The organism is Streptomyces sp. NBC_01260 (assembly GCF_036226405.1).
In the GTDB taxonomy this organism is placed as follows: Bacteria; Actinomycetota; Actinomycetes; order Streptomycetales; family Streptomycetaceae; genus Streptomyces; species Streptomyces laculatispora.
The window spans coordinates 278,366-299,548 of the sequence record NZ_CP108464.1 but is presented as its reverse complement, the minus strand read 5'-3'; the positions used below and the strand labels follow the sequence as shown (position 1 = coordinate 299,548).

15 protein-coding genes are annotated in these 21,183 nt (G+C 68.7%); 6 read left to right on the top strand and 9 right to left on the bottom strand.

The features are described 5' to 3' along the window. Positions 1–389 precede the first annotated feature (389 nt). Positions 390–1,169 (top strand): ABC transporter permease, encoded by a 780-nt coding sequence (locus OG322_RS01440; RefSeq protein WP_329305920.1) that lies wholly within the window; start codon positions 390–392, stop codon positions 1,167–1,169. A 39-nt stretch (positions 1,170–1,208) separates the two neighbouring features. On the opposite strand, the gene OG322_RS01435 is transcribed toward OG322_RS01440, so the two are convergent. The 7 genes from OG322_RS01435 to OG322_RS01410 all read right to left on the bottom strand — a co-directional run bounded on the left by OG322_RS01435 (position 1,209) and on the right by OG322_RS01410 (position 13,123). Further along, the gene (locus OG322_RS01435; protein ID WP_443066517.1) at positions 1,209–2,801 is read right to left on the bottom strand and encodes an ATP-binding SpoIIE family protein phosphatase; all 1,593 of its coding nucleotides are present in this window, start codon (positions 2,799–2,801) and stop codon (positions 1,209–1,211) included. Next, entirely contained in the window at positions 2,770–3,285 is a 516-nt protein-coding gene (locus tag OG322_RS41475) for a hypothetical protein (RefSeq protein ID WP_443066516.1), read from the bottom strand. Before OG322_RS41475 ends, OG322_RS01435 begins: the two co-directional genes overlap by 32 nt. Positions 3,286–4,437: 1,152 nt before the next feature. Next, entirely contained in the window at positions 4,438–5,193 is a 756-nt protein-coding gene (locus OG322_RS01430) for an SDR family NAD(P)-dependent oxidoreductase (RefSeq protein WP_124285814.1), read from the bottom strand. Positions 5,194–5,497: 304 nt separating this feature from the next. Next, positions 5,498–9,223: a glycoside hydrolase family 2 TIM barrel-domain containing protein gene (locus OG322_RS01425; protein ID WP_123465000.1), complete on the bottom strand. Its 3,726-nt coding sequence runs from the start codon at positions 9,221–9,223 to the stop codon at positions 5,498–5,500. Between the two features lie 112 nt (positions 9,224–9,335). Continuing rightward, a complete protein-coding gene (locus OG322_RS01420) occupies positions 9,336–10,370 on the bottom strand; it encodes an ABC transporter permease (RefSeq protein WP_123465002.1) in 1,035 nt (344 codons plus the stop codon). Continuing rightward, complete coding sequence (locus OG322_RS01415; RefSeq protein ID WP_329305919.1) at positions 10,367–11,875, bottom strand: sugar ABC transporter ATP-binding protein; 1,509 nt, start codon at positions 11,873–11,875, stop codon at positions 10,367–10,369. Before OG322_RS01415 ends, OG322_RS01420 begins: the two co-directional genes overlap by 4 nt. A 204-nt stretch (positions 11,876–12,079) precedes the next feature. Further along, positions 12,080–13,123, bottom strand: a complete 1,044-nt coding sequence (locus tag OG322_RS01410; RefSeq protein WP_124285815.1) for a substrate-binding domain-containing protein — start codon at positions 13,121–13,123, stop codon at positions 12,080–12,082. A gap of 415 nt (positions 13,124–13,538) precedes the next feature. Between OG322_RS01410 and OG322_RS01405 the strand changes: the two genes are divergently transcribed. The 5 genes from OG322_RS01405 to OG322_RS01385 are packed head-to-tail and all read left to right on the top strand — an operon-like array spanning position 13,539 to position 18,700. Continuing rightward, positions 13,539–15,299 carry an IlvD/Edd family dehydratase gene (locus tag OG322_RS01405; protein ID WP_329305918.1) on the top strand — a complete coding sequence of 587 codons (1,761 nt, stop codon included), beginning with the start codon at positions 13,539–13,541 and terminating at the stop codon, positions 15,297–15,299. Positions 15,300–15,308: 9 nt separating this feature from the next. Continuing rightward, positions 15,309–16,253, top strand: coding sequence for a dihydrodipicolinate synthase family protein (locus OG322_RS01400; RefSeq protein WP_329305917.1), 945 nt, complete (start codon positions 15,309–15,311; stop codon positions 16,251–16,253). Next, the gene (locus OG322_RS01395) at positions 16,250–17,203 is read left to right on the top strand and encodes a sugar kinase (RefSeq protein ID WP_123465013.1); all 954 of its coding nucleotides are present in this window, start codon (positions 16,250–16,252) and stop codon (positions 17,201–17,203) included. The genes OG322_RS01400 and OG322_RS01395 overlap by 4 nt, the downstream gene beginning before the upstream one ends. 49 nt (positions 17,204–17,252) lie before the next feature. Next, positions 17,253–17,873 carry a bifunctional 4-hydroxy-2-oxoglutarate aldolase/2-dehydro-3-deoxy-phosphogluconate aldolase gene (locus OG322_RS01390; protein WP_123466396.1) on the top strand — a complete coding sequence of 207 codons (621 nt, stop codon included), beginning with the start codon at positions 17,253–17,255 and terminating at the stop codon, positions 17,871–17,873. A 59-nt stretch (positions 17,874–17,932) separates the two neighbouring features. Beyond that, positions 17,933–18,700, top strand: a complete 768-nt coding sequence (locus tag OG322_RS01385) for a FadR/GntR family transcriptional regulator (RefSeq protein WP_206432434.1) — start codon at positions 17,933–17,935, stop codon at positions 18,698–18,700. A 184-nt stretch (positions 18,701–18,884) separates the two neighbouring features. On the opposite strand, the gene OG322_RS01380 is transcribed toward OG322_RS01385, so the two are convergent. Both OG322_RS01380 and OG322_RS01375 read right to left on the bottom strand, forming a co-directional pair. Beyond that, positions 18,885–20,477 carry an MFS transporter gene (locus OG322_RS01380; RefSeq protein WP_329305916.1) on the bottom strand — a complete coding sequence of 531 codons (1,593 nt, stop codon included), beginning with the start codon at positions 20,475–20,477 and terminating at the stop codon, positions 18,885–18,887. A 217-nt stretch (positions 20,478–20,694) separates the two neighbouring features. Continuing rightward, positions 20,695–21,168 carry a MarR family winged helix-turn-helix transcriptional regulator gene (locus tag OG322_RS01375; protein ID WP_123466400.1) on the bottom strand — a complete coding sequence of 158 codons (474 nt, stop codon included), beginning with the start codon at positions 21,166–21,168 and terminating at the stop codon, positions 20,695–20,697. Between the last annotated feature and the right edge of the window lie 15 nt (positions 21,169–21,183).

Sequence of the window (21,183 nt, the reverse complement as noted above, 5' to 3'; positions counted from 1 at the left end):
GGGACCCATCCCAGATGAGAGTGTGGTCCGCCCGCCGCCCACATTCACCCTGGCGATCCTCGGCCCGATGGATGTTCGTACCCCTCGGGTCGAGACGCGCACGCTCATTCCGGGCACGCCGACGCGAAATCCGAAGGGTGCGGCTCTTCTGAAGTGAAGATCGGTCAGGCGGTCAGTCTGAATCCGGCCTGGCGGGGGTGGGTGTAGAGCCGCACCCGACGGCGTTTGTCCTTTCGTGCATCGGCGCGTTCCGCGATCCCGTCCCTCACCGGATTCCCCTCGCCATTACGGTTCCCACGACGCAGATCGCCGACGACGCCTTCTACCAGCTTGCGTTGCTCCCTGGGGAACCGGTAAACCCGCTTCGGGTGACCGATGAGGCTGCTGCCGTGGACCAGATCCACAGTTGTCAGGTGGACGGTGCGCTCGTCCTTTCCCGATCCGGCAACGAGGACCTGTTGCTGGTTGCCGGTGGTGCGGGCCCGTTGCTGGCCAAGGAACTTGCCACGCACGTCATCGTGTCCGAAAGGCGCCAGGGCCGCACGGTTCGTGTCCAGGACGTGGTGCCGATTGCGCCGGGTGACAAGCGTCTTCTCTCCTCCTTCTCGCTCGTTGTGGGGTGGTGTTTTGGCGGCATCCTGTGTGGGTCGGTGCAGGCATGGGGTGCCGGGCGCCGTCCCGCAGGATCACGTGCATCGGTCACCACGGGCGTGCTGCTGACGTACTCCGTTGTTGCCGGACTGCTCGGTTCGCTGGTGGCCAGGACTCTGCTGAACGCGGTACCGGGTGAATTCTGGGCACTGTGGGCCCTCGGATCCTTGCTGGTTCTGGCGGTCGGAGCCCTGACTTTCGCCCTGTACGAATTGGCCGGAGCGCTAGGAATCGGTCTGGCGCTCCTGCTCGTGGTCGTTCTCGGCGTGCCGAGCTCGGGTGGGGTCTATCCCACCGAGTTGCTGCCCACGTTCTGGCGCGCTGTGGGCCCGTCATTGCCGCCCGGCGCGGGTGTGGATGCCGTACGCTCGATCGCCTATTTCCATGGCGCGGGTGCCGGTGGCCCGTTGCGGGCGCTCTCGGCCTGGGCGGCCGGCTGTGCGGCCGTGATCCTGCTGAGCGGAGGTCTCGCATCCAGGGTTCGTCCTCCCGCCCCGCAGACCGGTCGCCGTCCCTGACGCCGAGTCACGACTACGGCGTCACCGACCCGCCGACGTTCACCACTCTTCGTCCGTCCACTGGTCGAGCAGGGCTTCGCCGTTGAGGGTGTCGTGGGGTACCTCGGTGCCGAGGGACTGCTCGGCCCAGATGACTTTGCCGCGTGCTGTGTAGCGTGTGCCCCAGCGGTGCGCGAGCCGGGCGATGATGAACAGGCCGCGGCCGCCCTCATCGGTGAAGGCAGCCTGGCGTACGTGCGGGGCGGTGCTGCTGCCGTCTGCGACTTCGCAGATCAGGGTGTCGTCGTCGTGCAGAAGTCGGAGCTTGATCGGTGGGGAGCCGTAACGGATTGCGTTGGTGACCAGCTCACTGACGATGAGTTCCGTCGTGTACGTGGCGTCTGCCAATCCCCACCCGTTCAGCACCCGAGCTGCTTCCGCACGGATTCTGGAGACAGCGGTCGGGTCGCCGGGGACATCCCAGTCGGCGACGCGGCTGGGGTCCATGAGGCGGGTGCGGGCGACGAGCAGGGCCACATCGTCGGTGGGCCGGTCGGTCAGCAGGGCGTTCAGGACCGACTGGCAGGTTGCCTCGGGGCCGAGGTCGCCGGGCCGAGCCAGAGTGGCACGCAGGACCTCCAGCCCGGCGTCGATGTCGCGGCTTCGCCGCTCGACCAGCCCATCGGTGAACAGGACCAGCCTGCTTCCTTCGGGCAGTACGAGATCGGTGGTCTCCACCGGCAGGCCCTCGTTGATGCCGAGCGGCGGCGATCCGGAGATCTCCGGGTAGGTGACGGTGCCGTCCGGCAGCACCAGGGCCGGGCCCGGGTGGCCGGCCCTGGACAGGGTGCAGCGCCCGGTGACCGGGTCGTAGATGGCGTAGAGGCAGGTGGCGCCAGAGATCTCTACGTCGCTGTCCCCCTCGGCGTCGAGGCGGCTGACGAGGGCGTCGAGGTGGGCGAGGAGTTCGTCGGGGGACAGGTCCAGGGCGGAGAAGTTGTGCACCGCGGTGCGCAGTCGCCCCATGGTGGCGGCGGCGTGGAGGCCATGGCCGACGACATCACCGACCACCAGCGCGACCCGTGCTCCGGGCAGCGGGATGATGTCGTACCAGTCCCCACCCACGCCCGGCTGAGCCGGGAGGTAGCGATGGGCCACCTCAAGGGCGGAATGCGTGGGCAGGGAGCGGGGCAGCAGGCTGCGCTGGAGTGTGACGGCCATGGTGTGCTCGCGGGTGAAGCGGCGCGCGTTGTCGATGGCCACACCCGCCCGGGCTGCCAGTTCCTCGGCAACGGATAGTTCCTCGGGCTCGAAGGGGCCCTTGTCCTTGCGCCAGAAGTCGACGCTCCCCAGCACCACACCGCGTGCCTGCAGCGGGGCGGAGATCAAGGAGTGGATGCCGTAGTCCAGGACCGCACGCGCCCGTGGCTGATCCACGGCGATCCAGCCCTCGGAGGCCGAGAGATCGGCGGCGAGCACGGCCCGGCCGGCCGCCACACCGAGCGCCGCGGTACTGCCGTCGGGGAAGTGCAGCATCTCCCCCACCGGGTACAGGGGGTGATCGCCCCGGATCCCGGCGATCGCGGTGCGGCGCATGTCGGAGTTCGCTCCTGTGGGTTCCTCACCGCGCAGTACGGGGTCCAGTAACTCCACGGTGACTTAGTTGGTGCGCGACCATCTCGTTCACGCTCTTGACGTAGATCCCCACCGAGATCAGACCGGCGACCCGGCCCCTGGCATCGAAGACCGCGACCGTCGTGTCGACGGCCCGCCCCAGGGCGCTGTCGAACGTCTCCTGGAAGGGCTTGCCCGTGAGCGCGGGCCCGAAGCCACCGGTGACATGACCACCGATCCGGCTCGGGTCGGGGTGAGACCAGCGGATGCCCTTCGGGTCGAACGCCACCACATAGCCGACGTGAGCATCCTCGCGCATCTTCTCCGAACTGGGCTGCAGGACCCGAGTCGGGTGGGCCGACTGCATCGCCGCAGCAGTGCCCGGTGCGTCCCGGAACGCCACGGCTACGGAGAGCGACCTGTCCCGCGCCTCGGCTGTGGCGTTGTGCTGGGACTGGACGACGAGTACCACGATGGTGGCAGCGATGAGCAGGACTGCGACGACCACCTGCAGCAGGAACACCTGCCCTGCGACACTCCGTGGCATCAGGTTGGGGAACCGGCTGCGATGCTTGGCTCGGACCCGCCGCGGAGACGCTTGCTCGACCATCCGCCCAGCATCACCGAGGACAGTCCGCAGAGCTGCCAACCGCGCCCTGGGCGCGCCACTACCTCACGACGGGGTCACGGCGGCCTCCGGCAGGCACAGGAACCGGACGGCGACCGCATCGCCCGGATGGTCGGCCTCGACCGGGTGCGCCTGGACGCCGGCAGGCACCAGCATTCACACGGGAGTGATGAGTACGAGCGGCAGCAGTGAACGCGGGGGACCTTTCCGGCTCACGCCCTCTGTCTGGGATCTGCCCTGGTAGATGGGCTGGGTTCATCGTCAGCCGATCGGGCCGGAACGGGGCGCAGCCGTCGTGGTTCTCCGAGCGCGAGAGGCGCGAACATGAGGAAGGCGGCAGCGCTATCGAGAAGTGAAGGAGGTTGCAATACCGAAAGATGCACCGCTGACCGAGAACCCGGAAGAATCGGTGAGCGGGTCCCGGGGCTCAAGGCCACGCTTCACCGTTCGGCGGGCGGCCGATCCTAGCCGCAGGTCCTCCTCCATCGGCGCAAGGATCAGTCGGCCGGCGTGTAGGCAACACCAGGCGCCCGGCCGCGAGGAGCTGATGACGGTCCCGGGACAGCTTCGGCGTACCGGGGCCGTCGCGTGCCGCGAGCCGGACCGGCGGAGGCGGAGCAGATTTCTGGAGGTGTACTGGCTCACCGCCTTCGCTGGCGCGCCCCCGGGGTCAGTCCCGTACGGCATCCAGCGGTGGGTTTGGCCGTCCGAGCGGCAACACGCCATCCGTCGGCGCTTGTTGTGGACAGATGGAAGCTCCCACCCATCTGAAAAGAGCGCCGTACGCCGTGGGCAGTAGGCGTAGACCTGGCGTGCGCCTACGGTAGGGGGCACTGGTAGGCGCCGCGCTTCGGGAACGTCCGCGCCCCACGCCGTGATTAGCGCGTGAAAGTGCGGATAGGTCTTGCCGAAGACCAGCAGGTACGTCGCACGCTCGCACCACCCTGGATCCCCCAGTGGGCCGCCGATGTCATCGGCTCTCGCGGCCACGTGGGCCGGTAGCCTGCGGATCTCGGGGGCAGCGCGCGTCCACACCCGTTCCGTGCCTCAGGCGAACCGCGCGGACACTCCTCCGTCGACGGCCCAGTCCGCGCCGGTCACGAATCCCGCGGCATCGGACAGGAGGAAGGTGACCACGGAGGCGACCTGGTCGGGGGTGCCGAGGCGGCCGAGGATGTGTTTGGCCACCGCTTCCTGGCGTACGTGCGGCTGTTCCTGGTCGAAGTACTCGGCCAGCAGGTCCGTCTCGATGTAGCCGGGGCTGACCGCGTTGACCCGGACGCCCTGTGGCCCCACCTCAAGTGCCATGCTGCGGGTCAGGCCCACCAGCCCGGCCTTGGCCGATGCGTAGGGGAACATGCCGGGGCAGGTCATCGTGGCGTGCATCGAGGCGATGTTCACGATCGAGCCGCGTCCCCGGGCCGTCATGTCGGGCAGGACGGCCCGGGCCATGAGCCAGGCTCCCTTGAGGTCGACCCCGAACACCTCGTCCCACTGCTGGGTGGTCATCGAGACCACGTCCGCGTAGGAATTCCGTCCCGCGTTGTTGACCAGCCCCGTCGGCGCACCGAGGTCCTCGCGCAGGGTGGCCACCGCATCGCGAACCTGGTCCTCGCAGGTGATGTCGCACGCCGCCCAGCCCGCTGCCGGACCGATACGGCGCGCGGTCTCCCGGGCGCCCTCGCCGTCGATATCCAGCACTCCCACTCGTGCACCGGCGGCAGCCGCCATGGTGGCGACGGCGGCACCGATGCCGCGGGCGGCCCCCGTGACCAGTACTACTTCGTTCGTCAGGTCAGTCATGTCGGTCCCTCCGTCCCGCGCGGAGGGCGGGATGCTGTCGAGGTGGGTATCGGAGCGTCCCGGGCAGACTGGCTCCTGTCGCAGCTGCCGGCTCCGTCGTTCACGGCGAAGGCGAACGAGGTTAATTTAGCAGTTAAGCTGCTAAGTCGATGATGGTCCTTGCGGGGAGCGCCACCACGGCCGGGACCCCTGTGGACCCTGCGGCCGAGGCCATGACCGCCCACCGCACAGTGGGCGGTCATGGCCTCGGAGTGTGCTGCGGCCCGAACGGCTGTCCCGGTCTGTGGTGCGAAGCCGACCGCTGTCAGGGCAGCAGTCGCACCCGCGCCGTGCCGCTCCAGCCGGCAGGCAGCGTGATCGCAGGATCGATGTAGTTCCCCCAGGCCAGGTCGGGGTAGTTGATCCGGGCGCTGACGATCAGAGCGACCCCGGGAGCCCGGCGCGGGAACGCGTCGCCCGTCAGCGTCTCGAACGCGTCGAGGACCACATGGGAGTCCGTCGCGGAGGAGTTCTTGCGGCCGGTCACCCGCACGCTGACGATGTGCTCGCCCTCGGTCAGGCCAGTGCGTTCGAAAACTCGTTGCTGGTACCGCTTTCCCGATGCGTAGAGGTCCACCTCGGTGGTGGTCCCGCCGTCGACGGAGATCTCGGCGATTCCCTCGTTCGGGCCCTTGGCGCAGATGACGCGCATGCCTGTGCCCCAGAACCTGACGGTGGCCGTGTCACCTGAGGTTCTGCTGAAGGATTCGGTGCGCCCGAGATCGCCGGCCGTCCACGACTCGGTCGAGTCCGCGTGCGTCCATGACCCCGAGTAGATGACCTGCTCAGACGCGTCGTCGATGACCGGGTCCACCACCTGGAACGCGTCGATGAGCGCGAAGGCCCCCTTCGACGAGGCGTTCTTGGTGCCGGTGCACTCCACCTTGACGGTGTGCCGGCCGTACGCCAGCGATGCGCTCCGGAAGACGAGCTGGGCCGGAGCCTTCCCCGGTCCGTAGAGGTCGACCGTTTCCGCGGGCTTGCCGTCCACCGAGATCTTCACGATGCCGAGGTTGTCCGCCCGGGCGGAGTACAGGCCGACGCCGGTGCCCGTGAACGACAGCTCCGCCGCCGCTCCCGCCGCGTCTGTGAAGGATTCCGTGCCGAACAGGTCTCCGGCGGTGTAACCCGAGCTCGTGTCCGCGTGGGTCCAGGAGCCCGTGTAGACGATGTCCGGGGATGCGTCGTCGATCAGTGCCGGCTCCATCGGCGCCAGCCTGACCGAGTGGGTGCCGTCCGACTCGACCTGTACACCCGGTCCTGCCGCGCCCGTGGTGGCCTTGGCGACCCTGACGTTCGCCTTGGCGCTGCGGAAGTCATTGGTCCAGTGTGCGGCGCTGTCCTTGCCGAACAGGAAGTAGCTGTGAGTGTCCTGGGACCACGACCAGTCCGGCTTCGTACGGTATCCGTCGGCGCCGGAGGCCCGGTTCCGGGTCGCGGTGCCGGAGGCCCGGCCGATGTGGTCGTCGGGGTACGCCGTCCACTGGGCGTCCCGCTGCCAGCTCAGGGTGTCCGTCCCGTCGGCGAGGACGTACCGTACGCCGACGTCGCTCATCTGGCCGGAGCCGGGATTGGCGAGCGTGTAGGTCGTGGTCAGCAGTCCGCGGGGGCTCACGGCCACCGTCATGGTGGTGTCGATGGTGCCGAAGTGCCCCTTCAGGGTGACGGTCACCTTGCCGTCGGTCGTGGCCACGCTCGCCGCTGTTCCCGCCCACTGGCCGGGAACAGCACGGGAGATCACCAGGTCCGGGCCACTCGTCAGGATCACCTTGCCGTCGGCGGTCGCTTCGACGAGCCGTGCGGTGCGCTTGTCGAACACCAGCGTGAACGGGGCGTCGGTACCCGAGACGGTGATCGTGTCCGCGGTCTCGCTCACGGCGGGCGCCCTGCCGCTGTCGCTGGGGAAGGACGGCGTTGCCCGGGTGTTCAGCCACAGCCGGTACTCGTCGATGAGCGCCGTGCCACGCCGGAAGGTGAGTCGCAGGGTGTCGCCCGGCGACCAGGCGCCGCCCGGGACGGTCAGGGTGCCGCTCTGCCGGGGAGCGACATCGACGCCCTGGAGGGTGCCCGACCTGTCGCCGATCTGCCAGCCGACCTTCAGCTCGCCGAGGTTGCTGTGGTCGTGCCAGTTCTTGACGGGTACCCGTATCGCCCCGCCCGGCGTCATACCGGTGAGGACACCGTCCGCGATCTGGACCGGTGAGAAGGCCTTCTGCGTGAGCCAGAATTCGGGCTTGCGGCGGCGCCACAGGTCGATGATGCCCCACTCGCCGTACCCCACAGGCCCGTTGGCCAGGTGGAACACCTCGTCGATGGCCGCCCAGATGGCGCCGCCCACGACTCCGTCCGTGGTGCGGAACTTGTCCGCCAGCTTCGCGATGCTGTGGCCCCAGAAGTCGCGCACCCCGGGGTCTTCCTTCAGGGTCCCCACGTTGTAGCACGGCACATGGGCGAACTCGCCGTACTGGATGGGCTGTTTGGCGTTTCCGTTGGCGTTCTGGAGGTTGGGGTAGTGACCGCTGTAGATGTCGGTCTGATTGCCGCCGTTGCTCTGGCCCATGTCCTCGAAGACCGTGGGACGTGACGGGTCCGTCTCGTGTGCGTAGGTGTTCTCCGAGGCGAAGTTGCGGCCCATACCGCTCTCGTTGCCGACGGACCACTCGATCACGCAGGGGTGGCTGCGGTCGCGTTCGATCATCTCGGCGAACTGCGTCATGTACTGCTCGGTGTAGGCAGGGTCGTCGACGGTGCTCTGCTGGAAGCAGACGGGCGCCTCGACCTCGACGTAGAGTCCGAGACGGTCGGCCCAGTCGAGCAGCGCGGGTGTCGGCGGGTAGTGCGAGGTGCGGATGTAGTTGCAGTTCGCCTCCTTGTAGAGCCGGGCGGCCTGCTCCTCCATGGCCGGGCTGGTCGAACGGCCCTGCTTCTCCGTGATGCTGTGGTGACAGACGCCCAGCAGATGTACGGGGCTGCCGTTGACCACCAACTTGTTTCCCTCGACCTTGACCTGACGGAACCCGACCTTCCGGGTCACCGTCTGGGTCACGCCCCCGGCGGTGAACTCAGCCGTCAGGGTGTAGAGGTGGGGGCGTTCCGCGTCCCATTTGAGGGGAGCCTTGACCGGGATCACGGCCTGTTGCTGCGGATCCGTGCCGGTCAGGTCGATCTTCGACGGCGTGATCGCGACTGTCCGGCCCTCGGGGTCGGTGAGGGTGAGCGTGGCGGTTCCGCTCTGGCCCGTCTGGAACGAGGCGGCCGCCGTCACGGTGAGCGTGGCGTCCCGGTACGCGCTGTCGAAGGTCGTGTCGGCGTGCAGCCTCGTGAGGTGGGAAGCCGGCAGGGCGACCAGGGTGACATCGCGCAGGATGCCGCCGATGATGTGGTGCGCGTAGTTGGACTGGCCGGCGATGCTGGTCGGCCGGTCGGTGACGCCGAGGGTGACGACGGCCGCGCGGCCCGGTGTCACCAGGGAGGTGATGTCGGCGTACCAGGTGGTGAAGCCGCCGTCGTGGGTGCGTACGGCAGTGCCGTTGACCCACAGCCGGGCATAGCTGTAGACGCCGTCGAAGCGGAGCATGACGCGCTTGCCCGCGAAATCCGCCGGAACGGTGACCTCGACCGCGTACGCGCATTCGGTGTCCGAGGGGACGGACTGGTTCTGCAGGGCCGGTTCGCCGGGTACGTCGAGCGGGTGCCACGAGGAGGTGTCGGTGCCGGATGTCCAGAACGATGCCGGAGGGCTGGATGTCCAGCGCCATCCGGAGGTGACGGGAACGCGCGGGTTGCTTACCCCGGAGACCGTCTCGGGAAGGGGCGGGATCACGGGCGGAGCGGTGGCGGCATGGGCGGGTGCGGCGAGGAAGACATCACCTGCTACGGCGAGGAATCCCGCTGCTGCCAGGCTCTTCAGCACACCGCGGCGGCTGAACCCTCCTGCCTTTGCGGCGGGGCCGGTGTGTTCCGAAGGCGTGCTGCTGTGCGAGAACGTCACGTCAAACCCTTCTTGACAACTAAGCTGCTATGTATGGAGATCAGTGTGGGCACGTGGTTCGGTGAAAGGCGCTCCTTCCTTTCCGGGCCGCGTGGGACCTGGCCCGGGTGCATCAGTTGGGTAGTCCGACAGCGCGTTCGCCGCTGCGTCGCTGCTGGATCACGACGGCTATGACGAGGAGGGCGCCCTGGGCGACGTTCTGCCAGAAGGAGTTGATGCCCTGGACGGTGAGGCCGTTCTCCAGGGCGCCGAGGAGGGCGACGGCGAGGAGGGTGCCGCCGATGCCGCCCTTGCCGCCCTTGAGGGCGGCGCCGCCGAGTGCGGCGGCGGTGATGGCTTTGAGTTCGAGGCCTTCGCTGCCGGAGGTGGGCTGGCCGGATCCGGTGCGGGCGGTGAGGAGGATGCCGGCGATGGCGGCGACGATGCCGATGAGGGCGTAGACGAAGACCAGGTACTTGTTGATGTTGATGCCGGCGAGGCGGGCGGCTGTGTCGTTTCCGCCGATGGCGTAGATGTTGCGGCCGATGTCGGTGTAGCGGAGCAGGATGTGGACGGCCACGGCGACGACGATGAGGATCCAGACCATGACGGGGAGTCCGGCGATCTTTCCGCGGCCGAGGAAGATGAAGACGTCGTTGTTGAGGACGTAGCCCTGGGCGCGTCCGTCGGACAGGAGTTGGGCGAGGCCTTTGTAGGCGGCGAGGCCGGCGAGGGTGGCGATGGTGGGGTTCACCCGGCCGTAGACGATGATCAGGCCGTTGAGGGCGCCGATGAGCACGCCGACTCCGACAGCGGCTGCCATGCCGAGGAAGGCGTTGGTGCCGGTGCTGGTGAAGACCATGGCGCTGACCACGGAGGCCACACCGGCCTGCGAGCCGACGGAGATGTCGAGGCCGCCGCAGATGATCACGACCGTCTGCACGATCGCGAGCAGACCGGTGATGGTCGCCGCCTCCGCGATCACCTGCATGTTGGACAGGCTCAGGTAGTTGTCGTTGAGCACCCCGAACAGCACGAGCACGAGGATCAGTGCGCCGACGAGGCTGATGTTTTGCCCGCTGATGCGGGACAACAGCTTCGGCCGGAAGGCGGCGGGACGGTCCGGCTGTCCCTTGACGGCCGGGGAGGGAGAGCTGGTGAGGGTCATGAAGTGGCTCCGGGAGTGCTGGCGTCGATGATGTCGTGCGCCATCGCGAGGGCGAGGATGGATTCTTCGGTGGCTTCGTCGTGGCTGAGTTCGCCGGTGACGCGTCCTTGCTGCATGACCACCACCCGGTCCGCGAGACCGAGGAGTTCGGGGAGCTCCGAGGAGATGACGAGGACGGCCACACCGTCGGCGGCGAGGTCGGCGATGATCTGGTAGATCTCGGCCTTGGCGCCGACGTCGATGCCTCGGGTCGGCTCGTCGAGGATGAGGACCTTGGGTTTGCGGGCGAGCCAGCGGGCGAGGACGACCTTCTGCTGGTTTCCGCCGGAGAGTTTGCGCACTTCGTGGTCGATCGAGGGGGTGCGGACCCGGAGCCGGTCGGTGTAGTGCTGGGCGAGCTCTCGTTCGGCGGTGCGGCGTACGAAGCGGGAGCGCCGTAGCCGGTCGAGGACTACCTGGGAGATGTTGGCCCGGACGGACTGCTGCAGGAAGAGCGCCTGTGCCTTGCGCTCCTCGGGGGCGAGTCCGAGGCCGGCCCGGATCACCGCGCCGGGGCGGCCGCTGGGCAGCGGGACCCCGTCGAGGGCGGCGGTGCCGCTGCGGACGGGCTGGTCGCCGGCCAGCGCGAGGGCGAGTTCGGAGCGTCCTGCTCCGATGAGACCGGCCAGGCCGACGACTTCGCCGGCGTGGACCTGGAGCGAGATGTCGTACACGTCGTCGGTGGTGAGGTTCTTGACGTCGAGAACGAGGCGGTCGGTGGCGACCCGCTGTCGGACGAACATGGTGGACAGGTCGCGGCCCACCATGAGGCGTACGAGCTCTGCTTCGTTCGTCGTGTCGGCCTGCTGGACACCGACCAGGCTGCCATCGCGCAGCACGGCGATGCGGTCGGCGAGCTGGAAGATCTCCTGCATGCGGTGCGAGACGTAGACGATGGCGATGCCTTGGTTCCGCAGTCGCCGGATCAGGGCGAACAGGGCGTCCACCTCGTGCTCGGCGAGGGAGGAGGTGGGTTCGTCGAACGCGATCAGTGTCGCCACGGTACTGCCGGTGAGGGCGCGCATGATCTCGACCAGCTGACGTTGGGCCGGGGTCAGCTGTGAACCCAGGAGGTTCGGGTCCAGTACATCGGCGAAGCCCAGCCGGGCCAAGTCCGCGTCGATGCGGCGGCGGAGCTCGGCCCGGTCGAATCGCCGGCCGGACTTGCGCGGCAGGGCGCCGGCGTAGACGTTCTCGGCGACCGAGATGTGCGGGATGATCTCCGGTTCCTGCGGAATGATCCGGATGCCTGCCGTGCGTGCCTTGGCCGGGGAGTCGAGCACCACGCGCTCGCCACCCAGGACGATGTGCCCCTGGGTGGGCTGGTGGTCACCGGTGAGGATCTTGAGCAGGGTCGACTTTCCCGCGCCGTTCTCACCCATCAGCGCGGTGACCTGCCCGCGGGGGAAGTCGAGCGTGACCCCGCCAAGGGCCTGTACCGCCCCGAACCGTTTGGTGACGTCCACGATGCCCGGCGACGGGGAAGGCGGCGACGCTTCTTCAATCTGTCCTTCGGAAGGGTCTGGGCCGGCGGGCGAATGGGAGGCTCTGGTCATATGTCGTTCACCTCGAAGGCATGGCGCGCAAAGTGTTCATGGAAAGGGGACCGGTACGACGGAGCTGTCGTCGGCCCGCGGCCGGAAGGGGGGCCGGCCGCGGGCCCGGACGGGTCAGCCGCAGGTGAGACCGGCGGTCTTCCAGGAGGAGTGGTCGACCATCGTGGTGGGAGCGAAGGCCTCCTGCGGGAAGTTCTTGCCGTTCTTGAGCTTGTCGTACATGGTCTGGACGGCCAGGGCGCCGACGTCCTTGCCGTTGATGAAGAGGGCGGCCTTCATGCCGCTCTTCTTGTCGGTCTGCCATTCCTTGCAGGCAAGGTAGGCGCCGAGCCCGACGCCGATGACGTGATCGGGGCCGATGCCGGCGTTCTGCAGCGCGGTGACCCCGCCCATGGCGTTCTCGTCGTTGCAGCCCCAGACGACCCAGTTCTTGACCTTGGAGTTCGCGGTGATCGTCGCGGCGATCTTGTCCTGGGCGCCGGTCGGGGTGTTGTCGGTGGGCACGTTGATGGTCTTCACGCCGGGCACCGCGGCGTCGAACGTCTTCTTGGCCGCGTTGACCCGGTCACCGCACACGGTGACGTCCTGCTTCCATGCCGAGATGACACGGGTGTCCGCGGCCTTCCAGCCGGCCTTCCCGAACTCGGCGGCGGCTCGCTTGCCGACCTCCCCGCCCATCTGCGCACCGCTGAAACCGATGCGGGGGACCAGGTCGTCCTTGCCGCAGGCGGCGGGGTCGGGCCCCGTGGTGCAGATCTGGTCGTCGGAGGTGAGCAGGGCGACCTTCCCGTCCTTCGCCGTCTGGACGACCTGAGGTCCCACAGCCGGGTCGGGGACGACGATGATGATGCCGCTCGTCTTCTGTGCGACGGCGGACTGGACCTCACTGACGGTCTTGTTGGCGTCGTTGCCCAGGTTGACCACCTTGAGGTCGATGCCGAGCTCCTTGGCCTTCGCCTTGGCGCCGGCCGCCTCGCCGATGAAGTACTCCTGGTCGCCCTGCTTCTGCAGGTAGGTGAGGGAGATCTTGCCGTCGACCTTCTTGTCGACCGCGTCGCCGCCGGAGGACTCCTTGCCCGACGAACACGCCGTGGCGAGACCGAGAGTGAGCAGCAGGCCGGTGGCCACGGCGATGTTCCGATGGAACGAAGAGTTCATGAGGAGCTCCTTCGAGCTGGCAGTGACCGCCGCGCATCGTGCTGTCGGGGCCGTGTGGTGAGGACTGATCCGGTGGTTCCGGGTCACGTCGGTGTGCTCGCCCGTTGCGCGGAGGGCGCCGGGCTTCGTACATCGGTGTGTGGATGGGCGGGGGCCGGTCCGCTGGTGTCCGACGGACGGGTTCCGAAGATCGCGACAGGCGGTACGCCAAAGGTCAGGAGGCGGACGAGCCGCACCGGCGCCTTACGTACCACGGGTTGAACCTCCGCTTCAGCGACAGCCTCGCGCGGCCCCCGAGGCGCTATCGTCATTTGATAGCATCATTAAATCCGTCGGCAGGGCAAGCCCCTGCACGGTCACAGCCCGGTCTCAAGCGGTCGGAACCGCGTGGCCGTACCCCATCGGAGGCTCATACATGGCAGAGCGAGAGACACCGTCAGCCGCAGTTCCCGTCACACCTCGAGAGCCACTCCGGAGCCGTGCCTGGTTCGGTGACGGCGGCAAGAACGGTTTCATCGCCCGTCACCACCTGCGAGCCATGGGGCGGGGGGGCCACAACTTCGACGGCCGCCCGGTCATCGGCATCTGCAACACGTTCTCCGAACTGACCCCGTGCAACGGCCATTTGCAGATCCTCGCCGACGCCGTGAAGCGTGGAGTGCTGCAGGCGGGCGGCTTCCCCCTGGAATTTCCTGCCATGTCTCTCGGCGAACCCTTCCTGCGGCCGACGTCGATGCTCTACCGCAACCTGGCGGCCATGGAGATCGAAGAACAGATCCGGGCCAATCCGATCGACGCCGTCGTATTGCTCACCGGGTGCGACAAGACCACGCCCGCCGCGCTGATGGGTGCCGCCAGCGCCGGTGTGCCCGCCATCGTCCTCACCGGCGGCCCCATGCTCAACGGCCGGTTCAAGGGCCGACACGTGGGTTCCGGCACGGACATCTGGCGGATGACGGAAGAGCTGCGCGCGGGGACGATCACGCAGGAGGAGTTCACCGAGTTCGAGTCGTCCCTGAACCGCTCCGCGGGTCACTGCATGACCATGGGTACGGCGTCCACCATGGCCTGCCTGGCGGAGGCCCTGGGCATGATGCTGCCAGGCGGCTCCGGGCTGCCGGCCGTGGACGCCCGGCGCGGCACACTGGCCGAAGAGACCGGCGCACGTGCCGTGGCACTCGCGGGAAGCGACCTCACCCCCCGGCGCATTATGACGCGAGCAGCCTTCGAGAACGCCGTCCGGATCAACGCGGCGATCGGCGGGTCCACCAACGCGGTGGTGCACCTGCTCGCCCTGGCCGGCCGACTGGGCGTACCCCTGGAACTCGACGACTTCGACCGCCTGGGCGCCGAACTTCCGCTGCTCATCGACCTGATGCCCTCCGGGCGGTTCCTGATGGAGGAGTTCGCCTACGCCGGAGGGCTGCCGGCGCTCGTCAACGACCTTCGGGACGCCCTGCACCAGGACACGGTGACGGTCACCGGCCGTTCCCTGACAGCCAATTGCCAGGGTGCGCAGGTGTACGACCGTGAGGTCATCCGGGCCTTCGACAACCCGGTGCTGCCCGCAGGACGAGGGACCGCCGTGGTGCGCGGCAGCCTCGCCCCGGACGGTGCCGTCATCAAGCTGTCGGCCGCCGCGCCGCACCTGCTGGACCACACAGGCCCCGCCCTCGTCTTCGACTCCATCGAGGACTACCTCGCCGTCGCCGAGGACTCCACGCTCGACGTCTCCGCCGAGACGGTGCTCATCGTGCGCAACACAGGCCCCCGCGGATATCCGGGCATGCCCGAGGTGGGCAACCTGCCACTGCCGAAGAAGCTGCTCGACGCCGGGATCAGGGACATGGTCCGCGTATCCGATGCCCGCATGTCCGGAACGGCCTTCGGAACGTGCGTGCTGCATGTGGCACCGGAGGCGGCTGTCGGCGGTCCGCTGGCGTTCGTCCGCACCGGAGACCAGGTCAGACTTGACGTGCCCGGCCGACGGCTCGACGTGCTGATCGACGAGACCGAGATGGACCTTCGGCGCTCCGCGTGGCAGCCGCCGAAACCGCCGGTCACCCGTGGCTGGACCTATCTCTACACCGAACACGTCACGCAGGCCGACACCGGCGCCGACCTCGACTTCCTCGTCGGCGCGACCGACTCGCCCCCGCCCCGACAAGCCTTCTGAGGAACCGACATGGCCACACCCGTACACAAGGACCTCGACACACTGGTCCGAGGAGTCTCGCCCGTACTGGAGGTTCCGTTCCACGACGACGGAGAGCTCGACCCCGACGGATTCACCACGGTGGTGGACCGGGTACTTGCGACAGGGGTGAGCTCGCTGATGTTCCCCGGTTTCGCGAGCGAGTTCCACAAACTCGACCCCGAAGAGCGGGAACTGCTCACCGGACTGCTGCTCCAGCAGACCCGGAACCGCCAGGATGTCGCCGCCATCGTCTCCGTCCCGGACCACGCCACCCGGGCCGCGGTCCGCCAAGCGCTCCGGGCCGCCGAACTCGGTGCCGACGCCATCAACCTGCTCCCGCCCCACTTCCTCGCGCCCTCCAAGGACGCCGTCTCGGCCCATCTGCGCGAGGTACTCACCGCCGTCGATCCACTGCCCGTTGTGGTGCAGTACGCCCCGGCACAGACCGGAACGGCGCTGGACGCACCCACCCTGCACCGGCTGGCCGCCGAGCACCCCAATCTGCGCTGGGTCAAGGTCGAGTCCGCCCCGCCGGGCCGGCTGATCGCGGCTCTGGCCGCCGGTCCCCGTCCGCTGCCCTCACTGATCGGCTACGCCGGTCTGCAACTGCCGGACGCCCTGCGCCGCGGGGCGGTCGGCGTCCAGCCCGGTTGCTCCTTCACCGAGTTGTACGTCGAACTCTGGGAGCACTGGCAGTGCGGCGACGAGGCCGAGGCCGTCGCCCTGCACACCCGGATGCTGCCCTACCTCTCGTACTGGATGCAGAGCGTGGAGCTCATCATCGCCGTGGAGAAGGAGATCTCCGTGCGCCGTGGCTGGATTGCGTCTGCGCACTGCCGGGCCCCGGGGTACCGGCTCGACGAGGAAGAGTTGAAGATGATCGACCGCTTCTGCGCCGAGTTCGCCCCCCAGGTGCCGGAGCTGGCCCGATGAGCGCCGAAGTCGTCGTGTGCGGAGAGGCCATGCTCCTCCTGCTGGCCGAACCGGGGGTCCCGCTGGAACACGCGCTCGCGTTCCGGCGTTCCGTCGCGGGCGCCGAGAGCAATGTGGCGGCGGGCCTTGCCCGGCTCGGACACACCGTCCGGTGGCTCGGTCGCGTCGGTGACGATCCGGCAGGGCGGGCCGTGCTTGCACAGCTCCGTGCGCAAGGCGTGGACAGCTCGTACGCCATAACGGACCCCGAGGCTCCGACCGGAGTCCTCATGCGCGACAGCCATCCGGCGCGCGCCATCGACGTGCAGTATCTGCGTACGGGCTCAGCCGCCTCCCGGATGTCCCCGGACGAACTGGAGTCCCGCATGTTCGAGGGGGCGCGACTCGTCCACATCACCGGCATCACCCCAATGCTGTCGGATTCGGCGCACCGGGCCACCTTGCGCCTCGTCGAACTGGCGCGAGCCGCCGGTGCGACGGTCTCGTTCGATCCGAACATCCGCCACAAGCTCGGCTCACCCGACCGCTGGCGCGAGGTCGTCGGCCCTCTCCTGGCCCACGCGGACGTGGTGCTGGCAGGCGAGGACGAATTGGAGCTGCTGGGTGTACCGCACCCGGCCTCCCTGCTCGAGACGGGCCTCGGAACGCTCGTCGTCAAGCACCGGGACAAGTCGGCCACCTGTCTCACCCGCACGGCAGAAGCCTGCCACCAGCCCGCCTTCCCCGTGCCGGTCGCCGACCCGGTGGGCGCGGGGGACGCCTTCGCCGCAGGGTTCCTCTCCGGGCTGCTGCACGCCTCCGACACCGGCCAGTGCCTGCGCCAGGCCGCCGCTGTCGCGGCGCTGGTCGTCCAGTGTCCGACCGACACGGACGGAATGCCTGACCGCGTCGGTCTCGACCGCGCCCTGGCCGCCTTCACCGGCACCAACGCTGAAACCGTCATCCGCTGACGCCGCCCACCCCGGCGCGCCACTTCACGAGCAGGAGAGCATGAACGCCATGTACCGATGGGAGACCGTCCAGGCCGTCACCGCACAGCGAGTGTTCGGCATCATCCGCACGGCAGGGCCGAAGGAGGCCGTCGCCGCGGCGGACGCAGTGCTGGACGCTGGGCTGCACGCCGTGGAGATCGCCCTCACCACGCCACGCGCCCTCACCGCGCTGGCCCGGCTCGCCGAGACCCGCCCGGACGCGCTGCTCGGCGCGGGCACTGTCATTGACGCGGCTGCGGCGCGTGCGGCCGTCGAAGCGGGTGCCCGCTTCCTCGTGTCACCGAGCCTCCACCCGGAAGTCATCCGGACGGGTCACCGATACGGTGTCCCGGTGTTTCCGGGCGTCTCCACCCCGACCGAGATGGTGCGTGCCCTGGAGGAGGGGGCTGACGCGCTCAAGCTCTTCCCGGCGTCGACGGTCTCACCTGCCTGGCTGCGTGACGTCCGTGCCGCACTTCCCCAGGCACCCGTGCTGCCGACGGGCGGTGTGACAAGCGAGAACGCGCCGGATTGGATAGCCGCTGGCGCGGTGGCCTGCGGGATGGGGTCGGCCCTGACATCGGGGGGCGTCCGCAGCGCCGGTGAACGGGTGAGTGACCTCCTGCGCAGACTCGCTGAGGCTTGTTGACACCGCCGGACGGCAGAATTGGCACGAACCGGGTGTTTGAGAGTGTGACAAGGAGTGGCGTGGAACTGCACGGACTACACGGTCAGGTGGTCAGGCGGATCGGTGAATCCCTCGCCTCGGATGAGATGCGTGCGGGTGAGGTGATCCGTCTCGAGGACGTACAAGAGCGGTACGGAGTCTCTCGCACGGTGGCACGCGAGGCAGTCAGGGTCCTGGAGTCGAAGCGGGTCGTCACCAGTCGGCCCCGCGTGGGGATCACCGTCCGGCCGATGGCCGAGTGGAACCTTTACGACCCCCAGGTCATCCGATGGCGATTGGCATCCCCGTTTCGTAGCACCCAGTTGCGCGAACTCGCGGAGCTGCGGGCCGCCGTGGAACCCTCCGCCGCTGCCCTCGCGGCAGTGAGCGCTTCGCCCGACACCCGGAATACGCTCGTCGAACTCGCCCGCGAGATGGAGAGCGTCGCCCATAGCGATGACATCCAGGGCTTCATAGCGGCAGACTTGGCCTTTCACCGGGCGCTGCTGAACGCGTCCGGAAACGGCATGTTCGCCCAGCTCTCCGAGGTCACAGAGGAGCTTCTCGTCGCCCGTCGTGACCTTCCGCTGATGCCGGACCGCGTGGACGCTGACGCGGTGCGCCGCCATACGGAGGCGGCCGAGGCCATCTCCGGCGGACGCCCGGAAGACGCCGCCCGGTGCGTTCGCGCGATCGTCGACTGCGCTCACCGTGAGGTGGAACAACTGTTGGCATTCCCAGCTGGAGATGCCGCGGAACAGGGTCCGGGAAAGCAGGGCCAGGGCCCGGGGCGCGGGCATCCGGTGTGATGCCGGGGGCCGACCCCGGGCGAGAAGACATCGATCGTGAGCGGGAAGGCCTGGGTGGGAAGAACTGCGAGGGCGGTCATTGGCCGGGCGGGTGGGCTTCGTCTCCGGCAGCGGAGACAGCACGCTCGGCCGGGCGCGAGGGGGCCTGTCTCCCTGCTGCGTCACCCGGCCGGGCCGCTCGGTCTCAGTGACCGATCGCCTCGGGGCTGCGCCGTACACCGACCACGGCGAGCAGGGCACCCAGCAGGCATAGCAGGCCCGAGACGAGCACGGCGGTGTGGACGCCGTTCATGAACGCCTGGTGGCTTCCCTCGACGACCGCGGAGCTGAGCTGCGCCGGCATCCCGTCGGAGACCGGCGCGACGCCCATCGCCACGGCGTCCTTCGCCTCGCTCAGCCCGTGGGCCACATCGGCGGGTACCCCGGACGAGGTCAGCTCGCCGGTCAGCGTCGAGCCGACGCGGCTGCTGATCAGGGAGACCAGGACGGACGTGCCCAGCGCGCCGCCTATCTGCAGCGCCGTCGCCTGAAGGCCGCCTGCGACCCCGCCGTCCTTGACCGGTGCGTTCCCGACGATCGCATCGGAGGACGACGCCATCACCATGCCGACACCCAGGCCGAGCGCGATGAACGGGGGCCACATCGCGGTGTAGGACGAGTCCGCACCCCATCCGAGCATCGCGAAGCAGGCTGCTGCCTGGAGGGCCATGCCCAGCGGCATCGTGAGCCGGGGGCCGAACTTCTGGGTGAGCGCGGCGCCCAGGGGTGATGCCACGACCGAAGCGAGGCTCAGCGGCAGGGTGCGGACACCGGCCTGGACAGGGGTGAAGCCCCGTACGTTCTGCAGGTACAGCATCACGAAGAAGATCATGCCGAGCAGGACGAAGAAGTTCAGCGCGGTGATGACGGTGCCGATGGTCAGCGCCGGGTTCCGGAACAGACGCATGGGCAGCAGTGGGTGCGCGATTCGTGTCTCGTACCGGCCGAACAGCAGCAGGATCAGCACGCCGGCGATGATGGTCCCCAGCGTGCCGGCCGAAGTCCAGCCCCAGGTCTCGCCCTTGACGACGCCGAAGACAACCGCGAGAAGGCCGAGCGCCAGCAGGACGACGCCCGGGATGTCGAACTTCTCATCTGTGGCGCTGGTGTTCCTGCTCTGCGGCAGCACGATGATGCTGAAGACGAGCGCGAGGACGCCGATGGGCGCGTTGATGTAGAAGACCGACTCCCAGTTGACGTGCTCGACGAGCAGGCCGCCCACGATTGGACCGAGCGCGGTGGAGACGGAGGACACCATGGCCCAGATGCCGACCGCCATGCCGAACTTCTTCGGTGGGAAGACGGCGCGCAGCATGCCCAGGGTGTTGGGCATCAGCAGTGCGCCGAAGAAGCCCTGGAGCGCGCGGAACGCGATGACTCCTTCGATGGATCCGGAGAGGCCGATGGCCACGGAGGCGACGGTGAATCCCGCGACTCCTACGAGATAGAAGGTGCGGCGGCCGAAACGGTCGCCGAGCTTGCCGCCGAGGATCAGTGCGGCGGCGAGGGCGAGCAGGTAGCTGTTGGTGACCCACTGGAGGTCGGCCGTGGAGGCGTTGAGGTCCCGGCCGATCTCCGGGTTGGCGATCGAGACGACCGAGCCGTCGAGGCCGACCATGAAGAGGCCGAAGGCGACGGCGACGAGGGTCAGCCACGGGTTCGCGCGGCGGCCGCGCGGCTGCTCCTCGTGGACCGGACGCGCAGGCGGAGCCGGGGAGTTCAGGACGTCGGAGGGCATGAAGGTGTCTGTCCTTCGTGAGATATCGGGTGTGTGTCGGGTGTCATGCGCGGACGGGGCCAGGCGTCCGCGCATGACGAAGCGGCATCCGGGGCCTGAGGAAGGCCGGACGCGGTGGGGGAGAGGTTTCATCCCGTCGGCACGCGGAAATGGCCCGTGCGACTCGTACGACTACGGGCGCGACAGCCCGGAGAGTCCGGGGCGCCGGCTGCGCGTGTCAGTGACTGAGGGGATGCAGGCGGTCGTTGAGCGCGTGCAGCGCGCCCAGTGCCGAGCCGAGAGCGTCCAGTTCACCTTCGGTCATGGTCTGGAGAGCCCCGGCGACCAGGCCGCTCATCAGCTTCTGGACCTCGGTGAGCTGCTGCCGCGAGGTCGAGGTGAGGTGCAGGTGAGCGATGCGCTTGTCGGCAGGGTCCGGCCGGCGCTCCAGCAGGCCCTGCTCGGTCAGTTGGGTCACCAGCGCGCTCACGTTGTTCGGCTTCATCAGCAGCGCTTCGGCCGCCCTGCGCACCGTCGCTCCGTCGTTGGCCTCGACGTGACGGAGCAGGGCGATCTGCGCCTCGGACGGTTTGGGGTGCTCGACGTGTGGACCGATCTGCCGCTCCACGGCCCGGGCCAGCGCGGGCAGGCACGACACGAGCTCGGCGGCTACGTGGTCGACGTCCTGTACGAACCTGCTGGGGCGGGGCATGACCACGACTCTAAG

Bases quoted from the DNA above. Each gene is read 5' to 3' on its own strand.
- OG322_RS01430 (WP_124285814.1), bottom strand. From the start codon at position 5,193: ATGACTGACCTGACGAACGAAGTAGTACTGGTCACGGGGGCCGCCCGC.
- OG322_RS01420 (WP_123465002.1), bottom strand. From the start codon at position 10,370: ATGACCCTCACCAGCTCTCCCTCCCCGGCCGTCAAGGGACAGCCGGAC.
- OG322_RS01410 (WP_124285815.1), bottom strand. From the start codon at position 13,123: ATGAACTCTTCGTTCCATCGGAACATCGCCGTGGCCACCGGCCTGCTG.
- OG322_RS01405 (WP_329305918.1), top strand. From the start codon at position 13,539: ATGGCAGAGCGAGAGACACCGTCAGCCGCAGTTCCCGTCACACCTCGA.
- OG322_RS01400 (WP_329305917.1), top strand. From the start codon at position 15,309: ATGGCCACACCCGTACACAAGGACCTCGACACACTGGTCCGAGGAGTC.
- OG322_RS01395 (WP_123465013.1), top strand. From the start codon at position 16,250: ATGAGCGCCGAAGTCGTCGTGTGCGGAGAGGCCATGCTCCTCCTGCTG.
- OG322_RS01390 (WP_123466396.1), top strand. From the start codon at position 17,253: ATGTACCGATGGGAGACCGTCCAGGCCGTCACCGCACAGCGAGTGTTC.
- OG322_RS01380 (WP_329305916.1), bottom strand. From the start codon at position 20,477: ATGCCCTCCGACGTCCTGAACTCCCCGGCTCCGCCTGCGCGTCCGGTC.
- OG322_RS01375 (WP_123466400.1), bottom strand. From the start codon at position 21,168: ATGCCCCGCCCCAGCAGGTTCGTACAGGACGTCGACCACGTAGCCGCC.